Raw genomic sequence first — 22,512 nt, forward strand, 5'->3', positions numbered from 1 at the left:
GCAAGACGACCACGTACACGGACTCCGCGGGGGAACCCAGATGCCCGGCACCGACGGTCCTGCCGTCATCCGCAGCACTCTGCGCCAGCAGATCGCCGACGCCCTCCGTGACGAGGTCCTGGCCGGCAGGCTCGAGCCGGGCCAGGAGTTCACGGTGAAGGAGATCGCCGAGCAGTACGGCGTCTCCGCGACGCCCGTCCGCGAGGCCCTGGTGAACCTCACCGCCCAGGGCCTCCTGGACGCCGACCAGCACCGCGGGTTCCGCGTCCACGAGCACACCCTGGACGACTACCGCGGCATGCTGGAGGCCCGCGGCCTCGTCGCCGACGGCATCTTCCGCGACCTCGTGGAGCACGGCGCCGAGCGGGGCGACATGGGCGACGCGCTGCTCTCCGTACGCCGCCGCGGCGAGGAGGCCGCCCGCGCCGCCTGCGCGGGCGACCTGACCGTCCTGATCGGCTACGACCTCCGCTTCTGGCGCGAGCTCAGCGCCCTCTTCGGCAACCCCTACCTCTCCGAGTTCCTGCACCGCCTGCGCGTGAAGTCCTGGGTCTGCGCCGTCACCCACCTGCGCCGGTGGAGCGAGAACGGCGGCGACCTCCGCGGCACGCTCTGGTCCCGGCACACCGAACTCGTCGACGCCCTGGTGCACCGCGACCCGGCGGCCGCCCACGCGATCGTCAGGGAGTACAACGCGCACTCCCTGGCCCTCATCGAGCGGCTGGCCGCTGCATGAGCGTCGATCTGTCGGTCGTCGTCCCCGCCTACAACGAGGAGCGGCGCCTCGGGCCCTCGCTGGCCGCGATCTGCGACTACCTCGACGCCACTGAGCGCGGCGAGTGGGAGGTGATCGTCGTCGACGACGGCTCCACCGACCGCACCGCGGAGATCGCCGCCGAGGCGTCCGCCGCAGACCCCCGCGTCCAGCTCGTCAGCGGCGAGCACAACCGCGGCAAGGGCCACGCCCTGCGCCTCGGTGTCCTCGCCTCGTACGGTCGCCGCGTTCTGGTCACCGACGCCGATCTCGCCGCGCCCATCGAGGAGCTCGACGTCCTCGACAAGGCGCTCACCGAGGGGCACGCGGCCGCGATCGGCTCCCGCGCCCGGCCCGGCGCCAGCATCGGCAGGCACCAGCACCGCCTGCGCGAACTCCTGGGACGTACCGGCAACTTCCTCATACGCTCGGTCGCCGTCCCCGGGATCCGCGACACCCAGTGCGGATTCAAGCTCTTCGACGGCGACCGGGCACGCGAGGCGTTCGCCGAGTCCAGGCTGCACGGCTGGGGCATCGACGTCGAGATACTGCAGTACTTCCGGCGGGCGGGCTGGCCCGTCTCCGAGGTGCCCGTGCGCTGGTCCCACCAGGAGGGATCGAAGGTCAGGCCGCTGGACTACGTCAGGGTCCTCGCCGAGCTGACCGTCCTCAAGGCCCGCGCGGTCCGCCGCGCCGACCTCCTGGTCGCGCTCCTCTTCCTGGCCTTCTCGATCACGCTCTACTCGGGCCGCTGGGTCGATCCCGCCGGGCGCTACATCCCCGACTCCATGCAGGACCAGAACCAGTGGGAGTGGTTCTTCGCGGTGACGGCGGACAACGTCCGCCACCTCCAGAACCCCCTGTTCACGACCCTCCAGAACGTGCCCGACGGCGTGAACCTCATGGCCAACACGGTCATGCTCGGCCTCTCCGTCCCCCTCGCCCCGGTGACCTGGCTGCTCGGCCCCGCGGTCGCCCTGAACGTGGCGATGACCGGCGGCGTCGCCCTCACCGCGCTCGCCTGGTACCGGCTGATCCTGAAGCGGCTCGTGTCCCACCGGGGCGCGGCCGCCGTCGGCGCCGCCCTCGCCGCGTTCGCGCCGCCGATGGTCAGCCACGGCAACGCCCACCCGAACTTCGTCGTCCTGTTCATGATCCCGCTGATCATCGACAGGGCCCTGCGGCTGTGCGAGGGCACCCGTGTCGTACGCGACGGAGTCGTCCTCGGGCTCTGCACGACGTACCAGATCTTCCTGGGCGAGGAGCCGCTGCTCCTCGCCGCGCTCGGCATGCTGCTCTTCGCCCTCGCGTACGCGGTCGTACGCCGTGACGTGGCGAGGGAGTCCTGGCGGCCGCTGCTCCGCGGTCTGGGGGTGGCGCTCGCCGTCACCGTTCCCCTGGTCGCCTTCCCGCTGTACTGGCAGTTCTTCGGCCCGCAGAGCTACAAGAGCGTGCTGCACGGCGACAACGCCGGCAACAGCCCGCTGGCCTTCATCTCCTTCGCCGAGCGCTCCCTCGCGGGCAACAGGGAGAGCGCGAGCGCCCTCGCGATGAACCCCACCGAGCAGAACGCCTTCTACGGCTGGCCGCTCGCCGCCCTCGCCTTCGCGATCGTCGTACGCCTCTGGGAGCGCGCGGTGGTCAAGGCGCTGGCGTTCACCGTCGTCGCCGCGGCGCTCCTCTCGCTGGGCCCGAAGTTCCGCATCCCGCTCACGGACATCGTGCTTCCGGGGCCGTGGGCGCTGCTCTCCGACCGACCGCTCTTCGAGTCCGTCATCGAGTCGCGCGTGGCGATGGTGTGCGCCCCGGCGCTCGGCATGCTGCTCGCGCTGGCACTCGCCGGTCTGCTGCGGGCGCCCCGGCGCGCACTCCGGTACGGCGATCCGGTGGCCGGCGGCGGCCTCGGCGCCGCCCGGTACGCGGGCCTGGCGGCCGTCGCCGTCGCGCTGCTGCCGATCGTGCCCGCGCCGCTCAAGGCCGTGGACCGGGTCGACGTGCCGCCGTTCATCGCGCAGGGCACCTGGCGTACGTATCTGGGCGAGGGCGAGACCCTCGTACCGGTGCCGGTCCCCGACCCCGCCAACGCGGAGGGCCTGCACTGGCAGACCACCGCCGACCTGGGCTTCCGCATCCCCGGCGGCTACTTCAACGGGCCCTGGGGCCCGGACCGCGTCGGCATCTACGGCCCCTCGCCCCGCAACACGTCGAACCTGCTGCGCGACGTCCGCACCAGGGGCCGCGTCCCGAAGGTCACGCCCGCCTGGCGCGCCGCGGCCCGCGAGGACCTGGCGTTCTGGAAGGCGGGCCTCCTGGTCCTCGCCCCGCAGCCGAACGACCAAGAACTGCGCCTGACCGTGGAGGCACTTGTCGGCCAACCCGGAAAGTGGGTGGGCGGCGTATGGATATGGGACCTGCACCGGGGCAGCCAGAGGACATGAGGCCCGACTACGCTGCCGTCACGCGAGGCGACGCACAGCGACGTGAGCCCGTTTGCCGCCCCTGCCCTTGTACTTGTCCCTGCCGTCCCTGCCGTCCCTGCCGTCCTTGTCCTTGCCCGACCTGACCGAGGAGTCCTTCTTGGCCTGCGACCTATGGCTGGTCCCGCTCGTCGACGTGCTGTGCCACAGCGCGGACAATCCCTTCGCGGAAGAGCTCGCCGCCTACGACAAGGCGCTCCATGAGGCCGGACTGCCATCCGTCCCCGTCTTCGCCTACATGCCGGGCCTGTCCGGCGACGTCGCCCCGGTCGCGGGCTTCGACTACGACGCCCTGCACTTCCTGCGGCGCGCCTACCTCCTGCGGATCTGCGGCCTGGAGGTCACGCCGGTCGACGAACTGGGCGGCGACTACGAACAGCTCCTGGAGATGTTCGACGCCACGGCCCAGCAGTCGCACCTCGTCTGGCACTACGACCACGCGGGCGCGTACGTCCCCGTGGACTTCCCGGCACCGCTCTCCAACGACGAGCTCCTGGCGGGCGGCGGCCCGCTGGGCTCCTCCCAGGCGCTCCTGCGCGAGCTGGAGTTCGTGGCCCCGTCGATCGGCATAGACCCGTCGAACCCGCCCCTTGCCCCGGCTCCACCCTCGTCCCCCACGTCCTTGGAGGAACCGGCGGCGCCCCCGCCCCCGGACACGAGCCCCTTCGCAAGGGAACGCCACGTCTGGCTGGGCCTGCACGCGGCAACGACCCGGAGCCTGGCGCAAGGCTCAATGATCATCTACAGCTAGCCCACAGCCGCTCTGTTGCTGCCGCTGTGGTCACCCGTTCCGCACGGCGCTGCTGTCCCGCCCGCCCCCGTTGTGGGCACCTGTTCCGCACGGCGCTGCTGTCCCGCCCGCCCCCGTTGTGGGCACCTGTTCCGCACGGCGCTGCTGTCCCGCCCGCCCCCGTTGTGGGCAGGCGTTCCGCACGGCGGAACGGGTGGGCACAACACCGAAGCCCCCGAGCACCGAGAAACCAGGCAGCACCGCACCCACCCGTACCGCAGAGAATCACCGCGGCTCAGGCGGCCTCTGCCGAGGCATGTTCGGCCGTGCCCCCGGCGGCAACGGAAACCGCCCGGGGGCAGCGGGGGCCTCCCCCCGCACACCCCCCGGCACCAACGCCTGCATGGCCAACGGCACGGGCCCGGCCCGAAACTCCACCATCCAGTCCGACGTCTCCGCCCGCACCAACTCCGTCACGTCCTCGGAGAACTTCCGCAGCACCCCGAGGCACCGCTCGGCCGCCTCCCCCGCAGTCCCCTCCGTAGGCCCGAGAACCTCCCGCGCACTCTCCGAGGCCCAGTCGAACTGCAGCACCTGCAACCGCCGCTGCACGGCCTGCGCCGTGGCCACGTTCCGCATCCACCCGGACGTGAGCCCGAAGAACCGGTCGCACCCCACGCACGCCACCCCGGCGAGCAGCGACACGAACCCCCAGGTGGCCACACCCCCCACGGCCCCGGCGAGATCGAGCAGCGGCAGCACGCCCGCGCCCACGGCGCCCAGCGCGGCGCCCACCCGCAGCAGCCGCGCCCCCCGGCGCTTCAGCGCGCGGTCGGCGAGGTACCACTCGGCGGTGTTCAGGGCACCCCGCTCCACCCATCGGTACAGCTCGTCGAGCCTCTCGGCGGGCTCGCCCCAGTCGCCGAGAGGGAAGGCCCGCCCGGTCAGATCGCCGAGCCGCGCACCCGCCCCCGCCCCCGAACCCTGCCCCTCGGGGGGCACCCCCTCGGGCTGCATCTCCGGCTGGCTCACCCGGCACTCCCTCTTGACGAACTACCTCTAGATGACCGACGTACGACGTACGAGCAGGCGCAACGACCGGCTGCCGAGAACGGCTGCTGAAACGATCGCTGCTGATGCGCAGCACAAGTCCTACCGCCCAATGGGTGGCCATGAGCCCTCTTTCACGGCTTTTCCGCCCGGAAGAGGTGCTTGATCAGGTATAGGAAGACGGCCGATCTCACTCGAAAGAGTGCTGGGGCGATGCCGCCCCCGACCACGTAGGCTCGTTCCAGGCGGATACCCCGCCCCTTGCAAACGCTCATCGAACCCGTGAGAGACCAGGAGCTGATCGTGATCCCCGGTGGTGGCCAGCCCAACATGCAGCAGCTGCTCCAGCAGGCCCAGAAGATGCAGCAGGACCTTGCGGCGGCGCAGGAGGAACTGGCGCGCACGGAGGTGGACGGCCAGGCGGGCGGCGGCCTCGTCAAGGCGACCGTCACCGGTTCCGGTGAGCTGCGCGGCCTGGTGATCGACCCGAAGGCGGTCGACCCCGAGGACACGGAGACGCTGGCGGACCTGGTCGTCGCGGCGGTCCAGGCGGCCAACGAGAACGCGCAGGCGCTGCAGCAGCAGAAGCTGGGCCCGCTGGCCCAGGGCCTGGGCGGCGGCGGCATGCCGGGCCTTCCCTTCTAAGAAACCCCCCGGCCAACTACCGTAAGCAGAGACCCGACACCCTCTGCAGAACTCCAGAAGTTCAAGACTCAGAACCTCTCAGAACTTCAGAACTCCAGGAAGGCGTTCCGTGTACGAAGGCGTGGTTCAGGACCTCATCGACGAGCTGGGCAGGCTGCCCGGCGTCGGTCCCAAGAGCGCGCAGCGGATCGCCTTCCACGTCCTCCAGGCCGAGCCCACGGACGTGCGCCGCCTCGCGCACGCTCTCCTGGAGGTCAAGGACAAGGTCCGCTTCTGCGCGACGTGCGGGAACGTCGCGCAGGAAGAGCTCTGCAACATCTGCCGCGACGCGCGCCGCGACCCGTCGGTCATCTGCGTGGTGGAGGAGCCGAAGGACGTCGTCGCCATCGAGCGGACCCGCGAGTTCCGGGGCAAGTACCACGTCCTGGGCGGCGCGATCAGCCCGATCGAGGGCGTCGGGCCGGACGACCTGCGCATACGGGAACTCCTCGCGCGCCTGGCCGACGGCACGGTCACGGAACTGATCCTGGCGACGGACCCGAACCTGGAGGGCGAGGCGACGGCGACGTACCTCGCGCGCATGATCAAGCCCATGGGCCTGAAGGTCACCCGCCTGGCCAGCGGACTCCCTGTCGGGGGAGATCTGGAATACGCGGACGAGGTCACCCTGGGCCGCGCTTTCGAGGGGAGACGACTCCTAGATGTCTGACGCCACGCTGAACGCCGTGACCGATAGCCCGGACGACTTCGCGGTGCAGATCTCCGATCAGGTCGAGAGCTTCATCGTCTCGGTCAAGGAGGTCGCGAAGGGCGACGAGCCGGACTCGGCGGTCCCATTCCTCCTCCTGGAGGTATCCCAACTGCTGCTCGCCGGCGGCAGGTTGGGCGCACACGAGGACATCGTCCCCGAGGAGCGGTACGAACCGGACCTCGGCCCGGAGGCGGACGTGGACGACCTCCGCGAACGCCTCGCGGTGCTCCTGGACCCGGTGGACGTCTACTCCGAGGTCTTCGACCCGTACGAGCCCCGCAAGGCCCCGGTGGCCCACCGCATCTCGGACGACTTCGCGGACGTGGTCGCGGACCTCTCGCACGGCCTGGCCCACTACCGCGCGGGCCGCACGGTCGAGGCCCTGTGGTGGTGGCAGTTCTCGTACTTCTCCAACTGGGGAAGCACGGCGTCGGCGGCCCTGCGCGCCCTGCAGTCCCTGGTGGCGCACGTCCGCCTGAACCAGCCGCTCGAAGACCTCGACGGCCTGGACACGGACGAGGACCTGACGGAGGAACTCCTCGCGGAGGAGGCCGGCAAGGTGATGGCGGAGGAGATCGCGGGCCCGTTGGGTCTGCGGACGGTGAAGTAGGTCCGCCTCAGGCGGCGGGGCAGAGCGCGGCGGTGTCCACTCCCGCCCGCGCGGGAAGCGCGGCGGGCACGGTGGCCGTGGTGACCTGCCCCTGCGACCGCTTCCGCGCGAAGACGACGAGCCGCAGCACCACGAACCGCGCGACCCCGGCGAGCGCGGAGGCGGACAGGTAGACGACCTGTTCGAGCACGGCACCGGGCGCCGCCACGAGCGCCTGCAGCGCGACCATCGCCAGGCAGGTCACCACGTACGCGGCGGCGGCTGACCCGGCCGACTGCATGTGCTGGCGTGCTGTCGCACGCCCGCCCGAGCCGAAGGTGAACCGGGCGTGCAGCTCGGTGGCGAGCACGGTGGACACCACCGTGACCAGTGCATTGGCGACCGCCCAGGGAATCCAGGACCCCAGCCCCGCGACGGCGAAGCTGGAGAGCACCCCCACCCCACCCCCACAGAGCACGAACCGCGCGAAGGCAGAGAAGGCGCCGGGAGCGGTTTGCTGCTGGCTCGGTGCTGTCTCCATGACCCGTCCCCTTTGATGGTCCGTTGCTGTCCGATGGACTCCGCGTGCGTCCGTGGCGCCATCATGGCACACATGTGGCGCCATAGGGAGTCGTCAATGGCGCCGAAGTGCGCCGAGGGTGGTGAATGTGCAGGTGATGGACGTGGTGCCATCTCGGTTCGGATGGCTCACGCGGGAATCTCGGACTGTTTCGGTGCTGAATTTGATGCGCTCTGACCTGCGATTTCGTGGGCGATGGCCCGACGGTGTCGCAGCGTGACGCCATCGCTGGCTCGACATGGCACCAGACGTGTGCCACAGTGGAGCCACGCCAGCACGGCGGACCGAAACGCACAGCCGATCAAGCACAGCCGATCAAGAGGAGCGCGTAACCATGACTGCGACCACTGCTGCCATCGCCTTCGCCGACCAGGACAGGACCACCCTTCGCACCGCCGCGTACGGCGCCGTCTCGCTGCTGGCCGCCGCCGACGCCGCGGGCTCGCCGCACAAGATCGCCACGCACGGCAGCATCGCGCTGGCCTCGGCGACGGGTCTGATCGGTCACGTGCTCACCGACTTCCCCAAGGGCAGTGACCTGAGCGGCAAGTCCGTGGCCGAACTGGCCGACCGCGTCTTGCCGGCCCTCACGGCCGCCATGACCCTGCTCGCCGAGCAGGCCCCGGCGGAGGCGGCCAACTTCCGCGGCACGGTCCTGGTCGCCCTCGAAACGGGCGCCCGCGCCCGCCGCAAGGGCGAGCCGACCCCCGCGATGACGGAGATGACCCGCAAGATCACCGAGGCACTCGACGCCGCGTGACGTGCCGGACGTACTAGATGCACTGCACGTGCATGACCTGCTCGGCAGATGGGGCGCAGCGCTGAGTTGCGCCCCACAACTGCGTTGAGGGGGTTGGTTGAGGGGGCTGCCTGATGGCGGACGGGGAAGGCGGCGCGTTCCAAGGGGACAGTGAACCGACTGAAGGTGACGCTGCAGCCGGTGGATCCGGAGACGGGTGAGGACGCACAGGTCGGTGACGACGGCGTGGGGGAGCGCCCTCGGTAGGGTGGCGGCGGTCACGTCATGGACGTACGACGGGTTGTGGGGATCTGAACCCCGGCTGAACGGCGGGCGGGTACCGGCTACTTGGTCGCGGACGGAATCGTCCTCACGGACTGACCGGCTCGAGTGCGGTGAGCAATTGGGCCGGTTCCACGTACGGTGCCGTAGGCGTCGGCTCCGAATACCATTGCAGCGGCCACGTGTTGCCGTTCAGTGCGGGGACGCCGATGTACGTCACCGTGCGGCACCCCGCCCCGCCGAAGCGTTGTACGCCCAGCGGCCAGGTGTGGTCCTTGGCCGTGCCCGGGGCCAGCAGGAAGTACATCCAGCGGAAGCCGGTCGCCTCGCAGATGACGGGGCCGGCGTCACCGTCCGTCGCCTCGATCAGGTCGGCGGCGACCTGTTCCCCTCGTACGCCTTGAATGCGGACCGCGTCGAAGTGGACGCCGGACACCCGGAGTTGGTGCCCGGCCACCGGGACCCACTCGGGTCAGTGAATTGCGTTCGCCGTGGCTACAGGGTGGGAGTGCGGGGTTACGCCCGGTAGTGACTGAGGGGATGCACGCCGGGGTGTATCGGTCGGAGGTGGGCGCTGTGTCCGTTCAGTACAACCCGACTTGGCGGTACAGCGGGACCCAGATGAAGCGGTGGCGCACCAAGGCGAACGTCACGCGTGAGCAACTGGGCGCCGCCGCCAACTACGCGCCGGACACCATCAAGGCCATGGAGCAGGGTGTTCGCATGCCTACGGCTCGGGTGTTGGACGCGGCGGATGAGTTGTGCCGGGCAGAGGGATTGTTGAGCGCGGCCAAGGAGTACGTGAAGGCGGAGAAGTTTCCGGCGCGGGCTCAGGACTTCATGGTGTACGAGCGTGAAGCAGTCAGCCTGTGGTGGTACGAAGTTGCGCTGGTCCCGGGCTTGTTGCAGACGGAGCCCTATGCGAGGGCGCTGATCGGGAATCACTGCCCGCCGCTCGACGAGGAGACGGTGGAGCAGCGAGTCGCTGCGAGGCTGGAGCGTCAGGAAATCCTCACTCGTACGTCGCCGGTAGCGATCAGCTTCGTCGTGTACGAGGCTGTGCTGCGGGTTCCCCAAGTGGACAAGGGGCAGTTGCTCCGGCTGCTTGATGTGGGGCGCCGGAGCAACATCTCGGTGCAGGTCCTGCCATTCGGCCGAGCTATTTCAGCCGCCCTGCTGGGTCCGATGGTGCTGCTGGAGGCCCGGGACCGTGAGCGGCTGGCATTTACGGAGGGACCGTCGACGAGCGTGCTCACTTCCGAGCCAGAGGTGGTGAGTTCGCACACCGAGCGACTTAGCGTGATCCGTATGGAGGCCCTCGGCACCGAGGAGTCGGCCCTCTTCGTCAAGCGGATGGCGGAGGAACTGTGAGCGAGCACCTGACCTGGTTCAAGTCCAGCTACAGCGACTCCGAAGGCGGCGCTTGCCTGGAACTCGCCCTGGACTGGCGCAAGTCCACGTACAGCGACGCTGAAGGTAGCAATTGTGTAGAGATAGCCCCCTGTACCCCCACCACCCTCCACATCCGCGACTCGAAACTCCCCACGGAGACCGGCCCGCGCCTGACGGTCACGGCCTCCGTCTGGTCCGCCTTCCTCACCGCGGAGTGGTGACTGTTTGGTGGCGTTAAGCCCCTCGGCCCGTCACCGCGTGGGCTTGAGCATCGCCAGGGCGAACTCGGAGAGGGCGTTGAGATGGATCATGTCCACGATCGACTTCGCCCCGAGCCACTGGACGGCCTGGCGGGTCTGCTCGTCCAGCGGCTTGGTCTTCGCGGACTCCTCGATGAACGCGGCGATGACTTTGTTCACATCGGCGGAGCTGAGCTGGGCCTTCTGCCACTGTTCGGCGGCAAGCCGGGTCTTGGCGATCAGCGCTTGGAGGTCAGGGCGCTTGAGCATCGGGTCGGCCGCGGCGTCGATGGCCGCTACGAGCTTCGCGGTCTGGTCCGCGGACAGCTCGGGGGCGTAGCGGGCGAGGAACGTCTTCACCGCCTGGCGGGTGTCATCGTCCGCGGCCACCGCGTTCCGGGCGTGGTGGCTGTCGGTCGCCGCCAGGGCGGGGGCGGCTGCCCCGGTGGCGAGGACGGCGGCGACGAGGGCGGTGGCGGTGGAGCGGGCGGCTCGGGACATGGGGAAGGGTCCTTACGTGGGTGTTGGCTGGAGCGGATGACTGGTTCCCCGAGGCAGCTTCACCCTCGCCCATACCTTTCCCGTCCGCCCGCTCGATGCCGCCGCCCGGGTGAGGCGGACCCTCGCCGAGGCCGCTCAGCCGGCTAGACGGCTAGACGGCTAGACGGCGACGACGTTGACCGCGCTCGGCCCCTTCTGGCCGTCCTGGATCTCGAACTCGACGGTCTGGCCCTCCGCCAGCGTCTTGAACCCGGTGCTGGCGATCCCGGAGAAGTGCACGAAGACGTCCTTGCTGCCGTCTTCCGGGGTGATGAAGCCGAACCCCTTCGACTCGTTGAACCACTTCACTGTGCCCTTGAGTTTGGCCATGGCCTCATCGTGCCCCGCGCGTACCGCGACGCCCAGATGATCTAGGCAACTCGGCCGGTTTTCGCAGGTCGGCCCGGAGCTCAAGCCCCGGGCGCCGGGCCTCGGGACCCGAGCTCTTCCAGGGGTGGGTTGGTCGAAGAAATGAACCCAACCAACCTGCTCAGAGCGGCAGTTGAGGTTCCGTCACCCTCAAGAGTGACGTTCCGTAGTCAGCTTGCGTCGGAACGTAAAGCCGCTCTACGTTCGCGGCATAAGAACGGCCTCGGCCGGTGCGCCAACACCGGGACCGAGGCCTCGCCCTTCGCATCGAATCGAGCCTTCGATGGTGGCTTCCGCCAACCTTAATCCCGCCCTGCTGTCCCCGTCCCACCCCATGGCCAAAACGGGTTACGGAAAACGCCTCGCGGATGACGAAGAACCGTACAGCGAAGCTGACTTCGCACACCTGAGCCCCCGCGACGCCGCAATCGCGACGTTCGTGGACCACCTCCCCGACGGCGCCGCGATGGGCCACAAGGTCATCGCCGCCGCACACCCCCTCTACGGCCAGCAGGCAGTCCGTACGTCCCTCCGCCGCCTGACCGAGGCCGGGCACCTGCGCTGGATCAAGGAACACATCACTGTCGAGGACAACTCGATGCGGTGGGTGACCAGGACGTACTGGTCACGGGAGCCCAAGTCCCCCGAGTGGTGGGCGGAGTTCGTACGCGCCCGGCACGGGCGGGACGTGACCGATGCCTACCTGCCGGGCCTGGCCAGGGCATCCGAACCCGAATCCGAGCCGGAGCCGGAGCGGACGGCACCCGCAGAGCCCGAGCCCAGCGCAGCCCACCGCACCCTCGCCCAACTCCGCACCGCCGACCCCCGCATGGCCCTGTCCGAGGCCGAGTGCAAGCAGCTTGAGCCCAGTGCAGCGGAATGGCTGGCCCGTGGCGCGACCCCGATGGACCTCACGCGCGCCCTCACCCAAGGGCTGCCGCCCACCGTCACCAACCCGGGCGGCCTCGCCCGGAATCGACTGGAGAACAAGATGCCGCCGAAACCCCCTGCCAAGACCCGTGCCCGTGCCCGCGTCACCCGCGCGGTCGTCGTCTGCGGGCTCTGCGAGGAGCCCGAGACCACGACGGAGCTGATCAACGGGATCTGCGCCGACTGCCACGCGGAGTGCGACGCGTACGAAGCGGAGGAGGCCCGCCTGGACGTCCCGATCGGATACATCCCCGACACGTTCCTGCCCCGCCCGCGCGAGGCGTCCCCCGTGGTGGACGTGACCGAGCGGGTCGCGGAGCTGCGGCGCGCCGCCGGACTGCCGACGGGGCGTGGCGCCGTATGAGCGTGCAGGACGTGTCGGTCCGGGCGCCATGGAGTCAAGGAGGCGACGCCATGACCCGCGGGACCGCTGACCGGCCCTTGATGTCCGTCGAGGAGTTCGAGGAGTTCGAGGAGTTCGAGGAGTTCGAGGAGCTTGAGCGCCATGCGCCGGAGACGGTGCGGCTGGAGTTCATCCATGGAAAGGTCGTGGTCAAGCCCGTGCCGGACGGCAATCACAGCGAGATTTACATGTGGCTGCTGGAACGGTGCATGCAGCTGCGCCCTGATCTCAGGCTGTACCCCGGGCGAGGGTTGAAGACCGAGACCTACCGCAAGGGCCGCGCCCGCGCGGACGGCGTGCTCGCCCCCACCGGCAGCTTCAAGGGCCACGGCGAATGGTCGGACACGTCCGCCGTGCTGATGGCGGTGGAGGTCACCTCCTTCGACTCCGACACCAACCGGCGAGGCCGAGTGCAGAAGCCCGACGGCTACGCGGCAGCGGGCATCCCCGTCCACCTCCTCGTCGACCGTGACGACGGCTCGGTCACCGTCTTCACGGACCCGGAGCAAGGCCGTTACCGCAAGTTGGAGAACTACCGGTTCGGGGCCGTGGTCCAGCTCCCCGCCCCCGTGGACATCACCCTCGAAACCGAGGCGCTGAAGGAGTTCGCGGACTGAAGCCCCGGCCGGAGGCCTGTGACCCACCCCACTTTCCGGAGTGCCCCGCTCCGAAGCGGGCATGTGACGGTTCGGAGCGGCCGGAACGTACGTCCCGAGAAGCGCGACGTATGCCCGCGGTGATCAACTCGTGAGCGGGACATCTCACGATGTGATATTGGCGAGGCGAATTTCGGCCGCTCGTTAGACTGAGCCGACCGCACAACGGATTGAGCGAGGAGCGCACGTGAGCCTTGTCGTGCAGAAGTACGGAGGCTCCTCCGTAGCCGATGCCGAGGGCATCAAGCGGGTCGCCAAGAGGATTGTCGACGCCAAGAAGAACGGCCATCAGGTCGTTGTCGTGGTGTCCGCCATGGGTGACACGACGGATGAGTTGATCGATCTTGCCGGGCAGGTTTCCCCGATCCCTGCCGGGCGTGAATTCGACATGCTGCTGACCGCTGGTGAGCGCATCTCCATGGCCCTGCTGGCCATGGCGATCAAAAACCTGGGGCACGAAGCCCAGTCGTTCACGGGCAGCCAGGCCGGCGTCATCACCGACTCCGTCCACAACAAAGCACGGATCATCGACGTGACCCCCGGCCGCATCCGGGCCTCGATCGACGAGGGCAACATCGCCATCGTCGCCGGGTTCCAGGGCGTGAGCCAGGAGGGCAAGAACATCACCACGCTCGGGCGTGGTGGGTCCGACACCACGGCTGTCGCCCTCGCCGCCGCCCTCGATGCGGAAGTCTGCGAGATCTATACGGACGTCGACGGCGTCTTCACCGCCGACCCGCGGGTCGTCAAGAAGGCCCGGAAGATCGACTGGATCTCGTTCGAGGACATGCTGGAGCTCGCCAGCTCCGGTTCCAAGGTGCTGCTCCACCGCTGTGTGGAGTACGCGCGTCGTTACAACATCCCGATTCACGTACGTTCGTCCTTCAGCGGGCTGCAGGGTACGTGGGTCAGCAATGAGCCGAAGCAAGGGGACCGCACGGTGGAGCAGGCCATCATCTCCGGTGTCGCGCACGACACGTCCGAGGCCAAGATCACGGTCGTCGGCGTGCCCGACAAGCCGGGCGAGGCCGCCTCGATCTTCCGCGCCATCGCGGACGCCGAGGTCAACATCGACATGGTCGTCCAGAACGTGTCGGCCGCTTCGACCGGTCTGACGGACATCTCGTTCACGCTGCCCAAGGCCGAGGGCCGCAAGGCCATCGACGCCCTGGAGAAGACCCGGCAGTCCGTCGGCTTCGACTCCCTTCGCTACGACGATCAAATTGCGAAGATCTCGCTCGTCGGGGCCGGGATGAAGACCAACCCCGGTGTCACCGCGACCTTCTTCGAGGCGCTCAGCGACGCCGGCGTGAACATCGAGCTCATCTCGACCTCCGAGATCCGCATCTCCGTCGTCACGCGCGCCGACGACGTGAACGAGGCCGTGCGTGCGGTGCACACCGCCTTCGGCCTGGACTCCGACACGGACGAGGCCGTGGTCTATGGAGGCACCGGCCGATGAACCGTAAGCCGACGCTCGCGGTCGTCGGAGCGACCGGAGCGGTCGGCACGGTCATGCTCCAGATCCTGTCGCAGCACGCCGACATCTGGGGCGAGATCCGACTCGTCGCCTCTCCGCGCTCGGCCGGCAAGAAGCTGGCCGTGCGCGGGGAGGAGAGCGAGGTCCTCGCCTTGAGCGAGGACGTCTTCGACGGCGTCGACGTCGCCATGTTCGATGTGCCTGACGACGTGGCCGCGCAGTGGGCGCCCGTCGCGGCGTCCAAGGGCGTCGTCGTGGTCGACAACTCCGCCGCCTTCCGGATGGACCCGGACGTCCCGCTCGTCGTGCCGGAGGTCAATCCGCACGCCGCGCGCGTGCGGCCGCGCGGCATCGTCGCCAACCCCAACTGCACGACCCTGTCGATGATCGTGGCGATCGGCGCGCTGCACGCCGAGTTCGGACTGCGTGAGCTGATCGTCTCGTCGTACCAGGCCGTGAGCGGGGCCGGGCGCGACGGTGTCGACACGTTGCGGCGGCAGCTGGAGCTCGTGGCCGGGTCCGATCTCGGCACCAGCCCCGGCGACGTGCGCCGCGCCGTCGGCGACGACACCGGGCCCTTCCCTGAGCCCGTGGCGCTGAACGTGGTGCCCTGGGCCGGGTCCCTCAAGGACGACGGATGGTCGTCCGAGGAGATGAAGGTCCGGGACGAGTCGCGGAAGATCCTCGGGCTGCCCGGACTGCGGGTCGCGGCGACCTGCGTACGCGTTCCCGTCGTCACCACGCACTCCCTCACCGTGCACGCGCGGTTCGAGGACGAGGTCACCGTCGACCGCGCGCGCGAGATCCTCGCCACCGCGCCCGGCGTCGTGCTGTTCGACAACCCGGCCGCGGGGGAGTTCCCCACGCCCGCCGATGTGGTGGGGACGGATCCGACCTGGGTCGGGCGGGTGCGGCGCGCGCTCGACGATCCGACCGCCCTGGAGCTCTTCGTCTGCGGTGACAACCTGCGCAAGGGTGCCGCGCTGAACACGGCACAGATCGCGGAGCTGGTGGCCGCGGAGTTCACGGCCGGGTGACAGCGATGACGACACCGCCGCCGGTCGGGCCGGTGGCGGTCCTTCGGCCTGCCGACTGGGCCCACCGATTGGTACGGACCACCCCCGGGCAAAGATCTTTGTGGGATCTGTGTAAGTTCTGTGTCCAACTCGGTGGCTTGCGGCGCTTGAACCGGAGGATCTCCGCGTTCGAAGATTCGCATCCGATCACTGCAACCGACGGCGGGACGGGGGGCGTCTTTAGCGGTCGCCCTTCAGGGGTGGCCCGGACGCCGCTGAAAAAACGGGGCATAGGGGAAGAGCTGGTACGCATGGGGGCATTTGATGCATCGTCACGAGCGATGCCCGCGCAGCATGCCGCAAACGCGATGCCGGATGCGTACAACCCTGATGGGGGGAAGCGTGTCCAACAGGCGTGGCAGAGGTACTCGACTTCACAGCGGTACAGGCGAGAGGCGCAGCGGCCTTGCGTCCTGTCCGGCGTCCCCGCGCGACCGGTGGCATGCCGGTGATCGCACCCATGCCCGCAGCGCGGCCCGCCCGCATCCCGACGCAGCGCGAGGGCGCTGACGACACGATGACCGCGGGCACCACAGTCGACCATCTCACCGAGACCTACCGCGCCCACTACCGGTCGCTGCTCGGCCTCGCAGCGCTGCTCCTGGACGACACGGCCTCCTGCGAGGACGTCGTGCAGGAGGCCTTCATCCGGGTGCACTCGGCGCGCAAGCGGGTGCGGGACCCCGAGAAGACGCTGGCCTATCTGCGTCAGACCGTCGTGAACCTCTCGCGGTCCGCGCTGCGCCGGCGCATCCTCGGGCTCAAGCTGCTCTCCAAGCCGATGCCCGACATGGCGAGCGCGGAGGAGGGGGCGTACGACCAGCTGGAGCGCGACGAGCTGATCAAGGCGATGCGCGGCCTCCAGCGGCGCCAGCGCGAGGTTCTCGTGCTGCGCTACTTCGCCGACATGACCGAGGCGCAGGTCGCCGAGACCTTGGGCATATCCCTGGGTTCGGTGAAGGCGTACGGATCGCGCGGCATCGCGGCCCTCAGGGTCGCCATGGAGGCGCCGGCATGAGTGAGCGCAAGCGTGACGAGCAGGAATTTGAGCGGCATGGCGGGAACGGAAACGTGAATCACGGCCCTGAGGGCGACCTCGGCCCGGACGGTGAATCCGACGAGCTCGCGCTGCGGCGGATGATGCGGCAGGCCGTCCAGGAGATCGAGCCGAGCGAGCGCTCCCTGGAGCATCTGCGCCAGGCGGTCCCCGCGCGCAGGGCCCGCAAGCGGCAGGCCGTCGTCGGTCTCGCCGCCGCGGCGCTCTTCATCGGCACCGCGGTCCCCGCGCTCGTGCACGTCACCAACTCCCGTGGCGACTCGAACGACCGGCCCTCGATCGCGGGCAACAGCCAGGACGCGCAGGGCGGTTCGAGCCAGGGCAAGGATCCCGAGAGCGGCGAGAAGGACCCCGGCAAGAAGCCCGACAAGTCCAAGGAGAAGGACAAGAAGGGCAAGAAGGACAAGGACAAGAAGGACAAGGAGAAGGGCGGCACGGGCGGCGGCGGCACGGGATCGCCCGACCCCGCCAGCTCCGAGGCCGTCTCGTCGCCCGTCTGCGAAGCGGCTCAGCTCAGCGCCACCGGCAGTGCGGGCGCGGCCGAAGCCGACAACAAGGTGTACGGCTCCTTCCGCGTCTCGAACGTCTCCGACACCAGCTGCACCGTCGAGGCCGCGGGCGCCGTCAGCGTGGCCCCGCAGGGCGCGGCCGACCCCGCGAAGGTCGTCGTCGTCGACCACACGGCGGGGGACGCGGCGACCGGCCTTCCCGACCCCTCGCAGGAGGCCAGCCCGCTGGTCCTGCAGCCCGGTGCTGCCTACGAAGTGCGGTTCGCCTGGGTGCCGACGGACACGTGCCCCTCGGAGGGCGGCGAGCCCACGCCCAACCCGACGCCCTCGGAGGGCGGGACCGGGACCACGGAGGGCGGTTCGCCCGAGGGCATGGAGCCCCAGCTGGAGCGCGAGGACGGCGGCGTGGCCGAGGGCAGCGTCGTGGTGTCCCTGACCGCGGAGGCGGGTGCGCCGTCCGCGGGGGCGACGATCACCAACGCGTGCGCCGGGACGGTGTACCGGACGGGGATCCTGCCCGCGTCGTGAGTCTGACGCCGAGGCGATGACCTCATGCCGAGGCGATGACCTTGCTGCCCGCTCCGTGAAGTCGTACGGGGCGGGCAGAGTCTTTGTCGGGGAGAGTTCAGGCCTTGGCGGCCGGGGCCTCGGGCGCCTCCGCGGCGTCCGGCAGCAGGCCGAGCTCCGCATCGCGGGCGAGCTCCCGCTCACGGCGGAACAGGCGGAACCACATGAAGAGCACGAAGGCCGCGAAGACGAACCACTCGCCGGTGTAGCCGAGGTTCTGGAAGGCCTTCAGATCCAGGCCGGTGTCGTTCGGCGTGGTCGCGGGGACCGCCTTCATGCCGGAGTCGGCCTTGTCGAGGGTGATCCACGCGTCGTACAGATCGTCGCGTACGAGATTGACGAGCGAGGCCGAGCTGATCGCCCCCAGCTGGCCCTGGGGCAGGCCGCCGACGGCGCTGACCCCGTTCGAGCCGGGGCTCTCCGGGGCCTGCAGGGCGCCCGTCACCGTGACCTCGCCCGTGGGTGCGGCCGGGGCCTTGGCGGCGCTCGCGTCGCCGGGGAGCCAGCCGCGGACCACGGGCAGTGACTTGCCGTCGTCGGTGCGGAGCAGGGTCATCACGTAGAAGCCGCGCTTGTTGTCCAACTGCCGGTCCGGGACGAGGAACTGCGTGCCGTACCGGCCCGTGGCCGAGGCCTGCTCGCCCGAGGTCTTCTTGTCGACGGGCAGCAGCGAGTCGAGAGGGCGGGCGTCCGACGCGCGGCCCGGCTCGCTCTGCGCCTTGGCCTGCTCCTTCGCGGACTCGTGGTCCTGCACACGGTCCTCGAAGCGGCCGAGCTGCCAGGACCCCATGAAGATGCAGAAGGGGATGGCCAGCACGACGAAGACGTTGATCCCCCACCAGCGGGGCGTCAGCAGAAACCGGTACACGCCCTCCACGGTACGGGGCCCCTGCGGGGGGCTTGGGCGTGGGGTGGACCCCAGTCACCTTTCCCCCCGCCCCCGCCCCCGCCCGCGCCCCGCGAGGAATCTGCTCAGCTCGCCGCAGGCGGCAGGTGCCGCGTCGTGAAGTCCAGCTCCAGGGCGACCTGCTTGATGCGTTCGTCCACCACCAGGGAGCCGTGGCCCGCGTCGTAGCGGTACACCTCGTGGGTGGCGCCGCGGGCGGCCAGGCGGTCCACGTAGTTGTCGATCTGGCGGATCGGGCAGCGCGGGTCGTTCACGCCCGCCGAGATGTAGACCGGGGCCTTGACCTCGTCCACGTACGTCAGCGGGGACGAGGCGTGGAAGCGCTCGGGGACTTCCTCCGGGGTGCCCCCGAAGAGGGTGCGGTCCATGGACTTCAGGGCCTCCATCTCGTCGTGGTACGCCGTCACGTAGTCCGCGACGGGCACCGCGGCCAGGCCGAGCGCCCAGGCGTCGGGCTCGGTGCCGAGGCCGAGCAGGGTGAGATAGCCGCCCCAGGAGCCGCCCGCGAGGACCAGGCGGTCGGGGTCGGCGAGGCCCGACGTCACCGCCCACTCCCGCACCGCCGCGATGTCCTCCAGCTCGATGAGGCCGACGCGGTGCTTGAGGGCGTCGGTCCACTCGCGGCCGTACCCCGTGGAGCCGCGGTAGTTGACCCGGACGACCGCGAAGCCGTGGTCGATCCAGGCCGCGGGGCCCGCCGCGAAGGAGTCGCTGTCGTGCCAGGTCGGCCCGCCGTGCACCTCGAAGACGGTGGGGAGCGGCCCCGATGAGCCCGCAGTGCCCTCCGGCCGCTGGACGAGGGCGTGGATGCGGCCGCCGGGACCCTCCACCCACACGTCCTCCACAGGGACGGACTTCGGTGCCTTCATGCCGGGCGGGTCCAGGACCACGCCGCCGGCCGTCGAACGGACCACCGGCGGCTCGGCCGCCGACGACCACATGTACTCCACGGTGCCGTCCGGCCGGGCCGTCGCACCCGAGACCGAGCCCGCAGGCGTGTCGATGCGGACCAGCTCGCCCGAGGCGAGGTCGTAGCGGAAGAGTTCGCCGCGGGCCTCGAAGCCGTGCGCGACCAGGAGCGCGGAGCCGTCCGGGTACCACTCGGCGCTCACGTCGCCCGGCAGACCGAGCACGAGGTCGTTCTCCTCGCCGGAGGCCACGTCCCACACCATCGGCTCCCAGCGGCCGCGCCGCTGGTGGCCGACGAGCAGGCGCGTGTCCCCCTCGACCGGCGCGAAGCCGAGGACCTCAAGGCCCAGGTCGACCGCGCCGCCCTTGGTGTCGTCGAGCTCGGCGACCGCCGAGCCGTCCGTCCTGATCACGCGGATCGCGGAGTGCATCGCGTCGCCGTGCTCGGTGTGCTCCACGGCGATCAGCGTGCCGTCGTGGCTGAGGTCGCCGACGCCTGCCGACTCCCGGTGGCGGTACACCTCGACGGGGCCCGCGCCGCCCGGACGCACCACGTGGATGGTCGATCCTTCCTCGTCCGTGGAGCGGCCGACGACCGCTGTGCCGCCGTCCCTGCCGAGGGCCAGGCCCGCGGGGTACGAGCCCTCCAGGCCCGGCACCGCGGGCTCGTCCGCGCCGCCGTCGAAGGGCTGGCGCAGCCAGGTGCCGAACTCGTCGCCGTCCGTGTCGCTGAACCACCAGATCCACTGGCCGTCGGGGGAGAGCACGCCGTCCGTCGTGCCGTTCGGACGGTCGGTCACCTGGCGTTGGGCGCCGGTGGTCCTGTCCCATGCGTACAACTCGTACGTCCCCGTCGCGTTCGACACGAACAAGGAGCGCTGCGGGGCGTCCTCCGCCCAGTCCGGCAGCGACACCCGCGGCGCTCTGAACCGCTTCTCCCAGTCCGGCATGGACTCCGACCCTGACCCCGTGGCGTGCTTCTCGGCACCCGTCTCGCTCATGCCCCCATACTGCCTCGCCCCCCGGACAATCCGCTGGCGAGGTTCCCCAGCCTGTGGATAACTTTTCGACCATGTACTCCCCGACGCCCGCCGACTGGCGCGAGACCAACCGAAAACGCTGGGACGAGCGCGTCCCCCTCCACCTCGCCAGCGACTACTACGACCTCGGCGCCTTCCGCGCGGGCAAGGACCCCCTGCGCGACCACGAGCTCACGGAAGTGGGCGACGTCCGGGGCAGGTCCCTGCTGCACCTGCAGTGCCACATCGGCCTCGACACCCTGTCCTGGGCGCGGCACGGAGCGTCCCGCGTGGTCGGGCTCGACTTCTCCGAGCCCGCCGTCGAGGCGGCCCGCGAACTCGCCGCCGAGCTCGGCCTCACCCCGGAGCAGGCCACCTTCGTCGCCGCCGACGTGTACGACGCGGCACAGGCCGTGCCCGACTCCTCGTACGACATCGTCTACACCGGAGTGGGCGCGCTCGGCTGGCTGCCCGACATCCAGCGGTGGGCCGAGACCGCCGCCTCGCTCGTCGCGCCCGGCGGCTTCCTCTACCTCAACGAGTTCCATCCGCTCACCGACGTCCTGGACGACGCCACGGGCTCCCGCGTCGAGCACGACTACTTCACGCGCGACGCCTGGATCGACGAGACCCCCGGCGGATACGCGGACACCACCACGCCCACCGTCCACAACCGCAGCGTCGAGTGGCAGCACCCCATCGGCGACGTCGTCTCCGCGCTCGCCGCCGCGGGCCTGCGCGTCGACTTCCTGCGCGAGCGCGACCAGACTCTCTTCCAGCGGTTCGGCGCGCTCGAACTCCGCGACGGCACCTACCAGTTCCCCGCGGACCGGCCGCGCATCCCGCTCATGTACTCCCTCAGGGCGAGCAAGGCCTGACGCCGGGCCGCGGCCCGGCCCGAAGCCCCTCCGGATGCCGATCCCGGAGGGGCGGAGGAGAGTGGTGGGGTTCGCTCCCACGCGAGATCGCTTTCACACGAGCTCGCTCCCACGCGAGGAGGAGAGCCGACCATGGCCAAGCAGTCCCACAACCCGCGAGAGCAGTCCCAGCAGGCCAGGAACGCCGCGGCCGAGGCCCGCGCCAAGCAGGCCAAGCGCCCTGTGGAGTCCGTCTCAGCGAAGACCAGAGGCATGCAGCAGAAGGCGCAGGCCCGCAGGCAGGGCAACCGCTGAGCCCACCGCGGCCGTGCCCCGGAAGCCCACCGCAGCCGTCGCCCGGAAGCTCACGGCAGCGGTGAAGGCGGGCGCAGCCAGCCCTCCCGGCCCGGCTCGAACTCGCCCAGCTTCGTCCAGTCCCAGGCCCGCAGCACCTCGCGCTTCTGGTCGTCGTCCCGCTTGATGACGGCGACGACGACATCGGAGGTGTGCCGGGTGAGCAGCAGCGTCCGCAGGCGTATGGCGACATCCTTCCCGCGCTCGTCGGGCACCACCATGAGCTCGCTCAGCAGGAACACCCGCCCCGAAGCGGTCTGTTCCTCGATCTCGGCGGGCAGTATGCCGTGGAACCCCTCCCACCACTCGCCGGTGCGCGCGGCGCGGTAGCCGTAGAGACAGCCCACCATGCCGGACGCGTCGGCGACGACCATGTCGAAGTCGGTCTGCTGGACGTCGTGTTCGAAGGCCCGCAGAAAGCCCTGCCGGTCCTGGAACTCGGCGCCCGCCGGGCCGCGATAGGCCTCTACGTAGAGGTCGGCGACGGCCTCGCGCTGCTGCTCGGCCTGCCAGCGGCTCAGCCGCCGCAGGAACACCTCTGTCATGTACGTCTCCCGCCCCGCCCCCACTGAGGGCGACTCCCCGACACCCTGTGCCTCCGCATGGTGACAGCAGCGACCTGCCAGGGGAACGGTGCGTCGAGCCGAGGTC

The 22,512-nt window shown here is 70.1% G+C and carries 25 protein-coding genes; 17 read left to right on the forward strand and 8 right to left on the reverse strand.

Annotated features, from left to right (window positions below; genetic code table 11):
- Positions 1-40 precede the first annotated feature (40 nt).
- The 3 genes from AB0B50_RS13565 to AB0B50_RS13575 all read left to right on the forward strand — a co-directional run bounded on the left by AB0B50_RS13565 (position 41) and on the right by AB0B50_RS13575 (position 3,982).
- A complete protein-coding gene (locus AB0B50_RS13565) occupies positions 41-736 on the forward strand; it encodes a GntR family transcriptional regulator (protein ID WP_362329775.1) in 696 nt (231 codons plus the stop codon).
- Positions 733-3,192: a dolichyl-phosphate beta-glucosyltransferase gene (locus tag AB0B50_RS13570; protein ID WP_362329778.1), complete on the forward strand. Its 2,460-nt coding sequence runs from the start codon at positions 733-735 to the stop codon at positions 3,190-3,192. The genes AB0B50_RS13565 and AB0B50_RS13570 overlap by 4 nt, the downstream gene beginning before the upstream one ends.
- Before the next feature lie 139 nt (positions 3,193-3,331).
- The gene (locus tag AB0B50_RS13575) at positions 3,332-3,982 is read left to right on the forward strand and encodes a hypothetical protein (protein WP_362330412.1); all 651 of its coding nucleotides are present in this window, start codon (positions 3,332-3,334) and stop codon (positions 3,980-3,982) included.
- A 264-nt stretch (positions 3,983-4,246) separates the two neighbouring features.
- On the opposite strand, the gene AB0B50_RS13580 is transcribed toward AB0B50_RS13575, so the two are convergent.
- Positions 4,247-4,993, reverse strand: a complete 747-nt coding sequence (locus tag AB0B50_RS13580; RefSeq protein ID WP_362329781.1) for an SLATT domain-containing protein — start codon at positions 4,991-4,993, stop codon at positions 4,247-4,249.
- A gap of 321 nt (positions 4,994-5,314) precedes the next feature.
- Between AB0B50_RS13580 and AB0B50_RS13585 the strand changes: the two genes are divergently transcribed.
- The 3 genes from AB0B50_RS13585 to AB0B50_RS13595 all read left to right on the forward strand — a co-directional run bounded on the left by AB0B50_RS13585 (position 5,315) and on the right by AB0B50_RS13595 (position 7,017).
- Positions 5,315-5,656, forward strand: coding sequence for a YbaB/EbfC family nucleoid-associated protein (locus AB0B50_RS13585; protein WP_362330415.1), 342 nt, complete (start codon positions 5,315-5,317; stop codon positions 5,654-5,656).
- Between the two features lie 109 nt (positions 5,657-5,765).
- Entirely contained in the window at positions 5,766-6,365 is a 600-nt protein-coding gene (gene recR / locus AB0B50_RS13590; RefSeq protein WP_362329784.1) for a recombination mediator RecR, read from the forward strand.
- Complete coding sequence (locus AB0B50_RS13595; protein WP_362329787.1) at positions 6,358-7,017, forward strand: DUF5063 domain-containing protein; 660 nt, start codon at positions 6,358-6,360, stop codon at positions 7,015-7,017. Before recR ends, AB0B50_RS13595 begins: the two co-directional genes overlap by 8 nt.
- 7 nt (positions 7,018-7,024) lie before the next feature.
- Here AB0B50_RS13595 and AB0B50_RS13600 read toward each other — a convergent pair whose 3' ends face one another.
- Positions 7,025-7,537: a hypothetical protein gene (locus AB0B50_RS13600; RefSeq protein ID WP_362329790.1), complete on the reverse strand. Its 513-nt coding sequence runs from the start codon at positions 7,535-7,537 to the stop codon at positions 7,025-7,027.
- A gap of 373 nt (positions 7,538-7,910) precedes the next feature.
- Here AB0B50_RS13600 and AB0B50_RS13605 point away from each other — a divergent pair, with 373 nt between their 5' ends.
- A complete protein-coding gene (locus tag AB0B50_RS13605) occupies positions 7,911-8,336 on the forward strand; it encodes a hypothetical protein (protein ID WP_362329793.1) in 426 nt (141 codons plus the stop codon).
- Between the two features lie 349 nt (positions 8,337-8,685).
- Here the strand turns inward: AB0B50_RS13605 and AB0B50_RS13610 are convergent, their stop codons facing one another.
- On the reverse strand, positions 8,686-9,033 hold the full coding sequence (locus AB0B50_RS13610; protein ID WP_362329795.1) for a hypothetical protein: 348 nt from the start codon (positions 9,031-9,033) through the stop codon (positions 8,686-8,688).
- A 140-nt stretch (positions 9,034-9,173) separates the two neighbouring features.
- On the opposite strand from AB0B50_RS13610, the gene AB0B50_RS13615 reads away from it, so the two are divergent.
- The gene (locus AB0B50_RS13615) at positions 9,174-9,968 is read left to right on the forward strand and encodes a helix-turn-helix transcriptional regulator (protein ID WP_362329798.1); all 795 of its coding nucleotides are present in this window, start codon (positions 9,174-9,176) and stop codon (positions 9,966-9,968) included.
- Entirely contained in the window at positions 9,965-10,210 is a 246-nt protein-coding gene (locus AB0B50_RS13620) for a DUF397 domain-containing protein (RefSeq protein WP_362329801.1), read from the forward strand. Before AB0B50_RS13615 ends, AB0B50_RS13620 begins: the two co-directional genes overlap by 4 nt.
- A 30-nt stretch (positions 10,211-10,240) precedes the next feature.
- Here AB0B50_RS13620 and AB0B50_RS13625 read toward each other — a convergent pair whose 3' ends face one another.
- Both AB0B50_RS13625 and cspC read right to left on the reverse strand, forming a co-directional pair.
- Complete coding sequence (locus AB0B50_RS13625; RefSeq protein WP_362329804.1) at positions 10,241-10,729, reverse strand: hypothetical protein; 489 nt, start codon at positions 10,727-10,729, stop codon at positions 10,241-10,243.
- A 159-nt stretch (positions 10,730-10,888) separates the two neighbouring features.
- The gene (gene cspC / locus AB0B50_RS13630; protein ID WP_362329807.1) at positions 10,889-11,098 is read right to left on the reverse strand and encodes a cold shock-like protein CspC; all 210 of its coding nucleotides are present in this window, start codon (positions 11,096-11,098) and stop codon (positions 10,889-10,891) included.
- A gap of 373 nt (positions 11,099-11,471) precedes the next feature.
- Here cspC and AB0B50_RS13635 point away from each other — a divergent pair, with 373 nt between their 5' ends.
- The 6 genes from AB0B50_RS13635 to AB0B50_RS13660 all read left to right on the forward strand — a co-directional run bounded on the left by AB0B50_RS13635 (position 11,472) and on the right by AB0B50_RS13660 (position 17,776).
- On the forward strand, positions 11,472-12,431 hold the full coding sequence (locus tag AB0B50_RS13635) for a hypothetical protein (RefSeq protein ID WP_362329810.1): 960 nt from the start codon (positions 11,472-11,474) through the stop codon (positions 12,429-12,431).
- A gap of 50 nt (positions 12,432-12,481) precedes the next feature.
- On the forward strand, positions 12,482-13,087 hold the full coding sequence (locus AB0B50_RS13640) for a Uma2 family endonuclease (RefSeq protein ID WP_362329813.1): 606 nt from the start codon (positions 12,482-12,484) through the stop codon (positions 13,085-13,087).
- 226 nt (positions 13,088-13,313) lie between these two features.
- Positions 13,314-14,588: an aspartate kinase gene (locus tag AB0B50_RS13645; protein ID WP_362329816.1), complete on the forward strand. Its 1,275-nt coding sequence runs from the start codon at positions 13,314-13,316 to the stop codon at positions 14,586-14,588.
- On the forward strand, positions 14,585-15,643 hold the full coding sequence (locus AB0B50_RS13650; protein WP_362329819.1) for an aspartate-semialdehyde dehydrogenase: 1,059 nt from the start codon (positions 14,585-14,587) through the stop codon (positions 15,641-15,643). The genes AB0B50_RS13645 and AB0B50_RS13650 overlap by 4 nt, the downstream gene beginning before the upstream one ends.
- A gap of 394 nt (positions 15,644-16,037) precedes the next feature.
- The gene (locus AB0B50_RS13655) at positions 16,038-16,700 is read left to right on the forward strand and encodes a SigE family RNA polymerase sigma factor (RefSeq protein ID WP_362329822.1); all 663 of its coding nucleotides are present in this window, start codon (positions 16,038-16,040) and stop codon (positions 16,698-16,700) included.
- Positions 16,697-17,776, forward strand: coding sequence for a hypothetical protein (locus tag AB0B50_RS13660; RefSeq protein WP_362329825.1), 1,080 nt, complete (start codon positions 16,697-16,699; stop codon positions 17,774-17,776). The genes AB0B50_RS13655 and AB0B50_RS13660 overlap by 4 nt, the downstream gene beginning before the upstream one ends.
- A gap of 97 nt (positions 17,777-17,873) precedes the next feature.
- Here the strand turns inward: AB0B50_RS13660 and AB0B50_RS13665 are convergent, their stop codons facing one another.
- Entirely contained in the window at positions 17,874-18,683 is an 810-nt protein-coding gene (locus AB0B50_RS13665) for an SURF1 family protein (RefSeq protein WP_362329828.1), read from the reverse strand.
- 104 nt (positions 18,684-18,787) lie between these two features.
- The gene (locus AB0B50_RS13670; RefSeq protein WP_362329831.1) at positions 18,788-20,632 is read right to left on the reverse strand and encodes a prolyl oligopeptidase family serine peptidase; all 1,845 of its coding nucleotides are present in this window, start codon (positions 20,630-20,632) and stop codon (positions 18,788-18,790) included.
- A gap of 71 nt (positions 20,633-20,703) precedes the next feature.
- On the opposite strand from AB0B50_RS13670, the gene AB0B50_RS13675 reads away from it, so the two are divergent.
- Together AB0B50_RS13675 and AB0B50_RS13680 are read left to right on the forward strand one after the other, a co-directional pair.
- On the forward strand, positions 20,704-21,528 hold the full coding sequence (locus AB0B50_RS13675; RefSeq protein ID WP_362329834.1) for a class I SAM-dependent methyltransferase: 825 nt from the start codon (positions 20,704-20,706) through the stop codon (positions 21,526-21,528).
- A 132-nt stretch (positions 21,529-21,660) separates the two neighbouring features.
- Positions 21,661-21,822: a hypothetical protein gene (locus AB0B50_RS13680; protein ID WP_362329837.1), complete on the forward strand. Its 162-nt coding sequence runs from the start codon at positions 21,661-21,663 to the stop codon at positions 21,820-21,822.
- Positions 21,823-21,872: 50 nt separating this feature from the next.
- Here AB0B50_RS13680 and AB0B50_RS13685 read toward each other — a convergent pair whose 3' ends face one another.
- A complete protein-coding gene (locus AB0B50_RS13685) occupies positions 21,873-22,406 on the reverse strand; it encodes a hypothetical protein (RefSeq protein ID WP_362329840.1) in 534 nt (177 codons plus the stop codon).
- Positions 22,407-22,512: the final 106 nt, after the last annotated feature.

Source organism: Streptomyces sp. NPDC041068 (assembly GCF_040647455.1).
GTDB lineage: Bacteria > Actinomycetota > Actinomycetes > Streptomycetales > Streptomycetaceae > Streptomyces.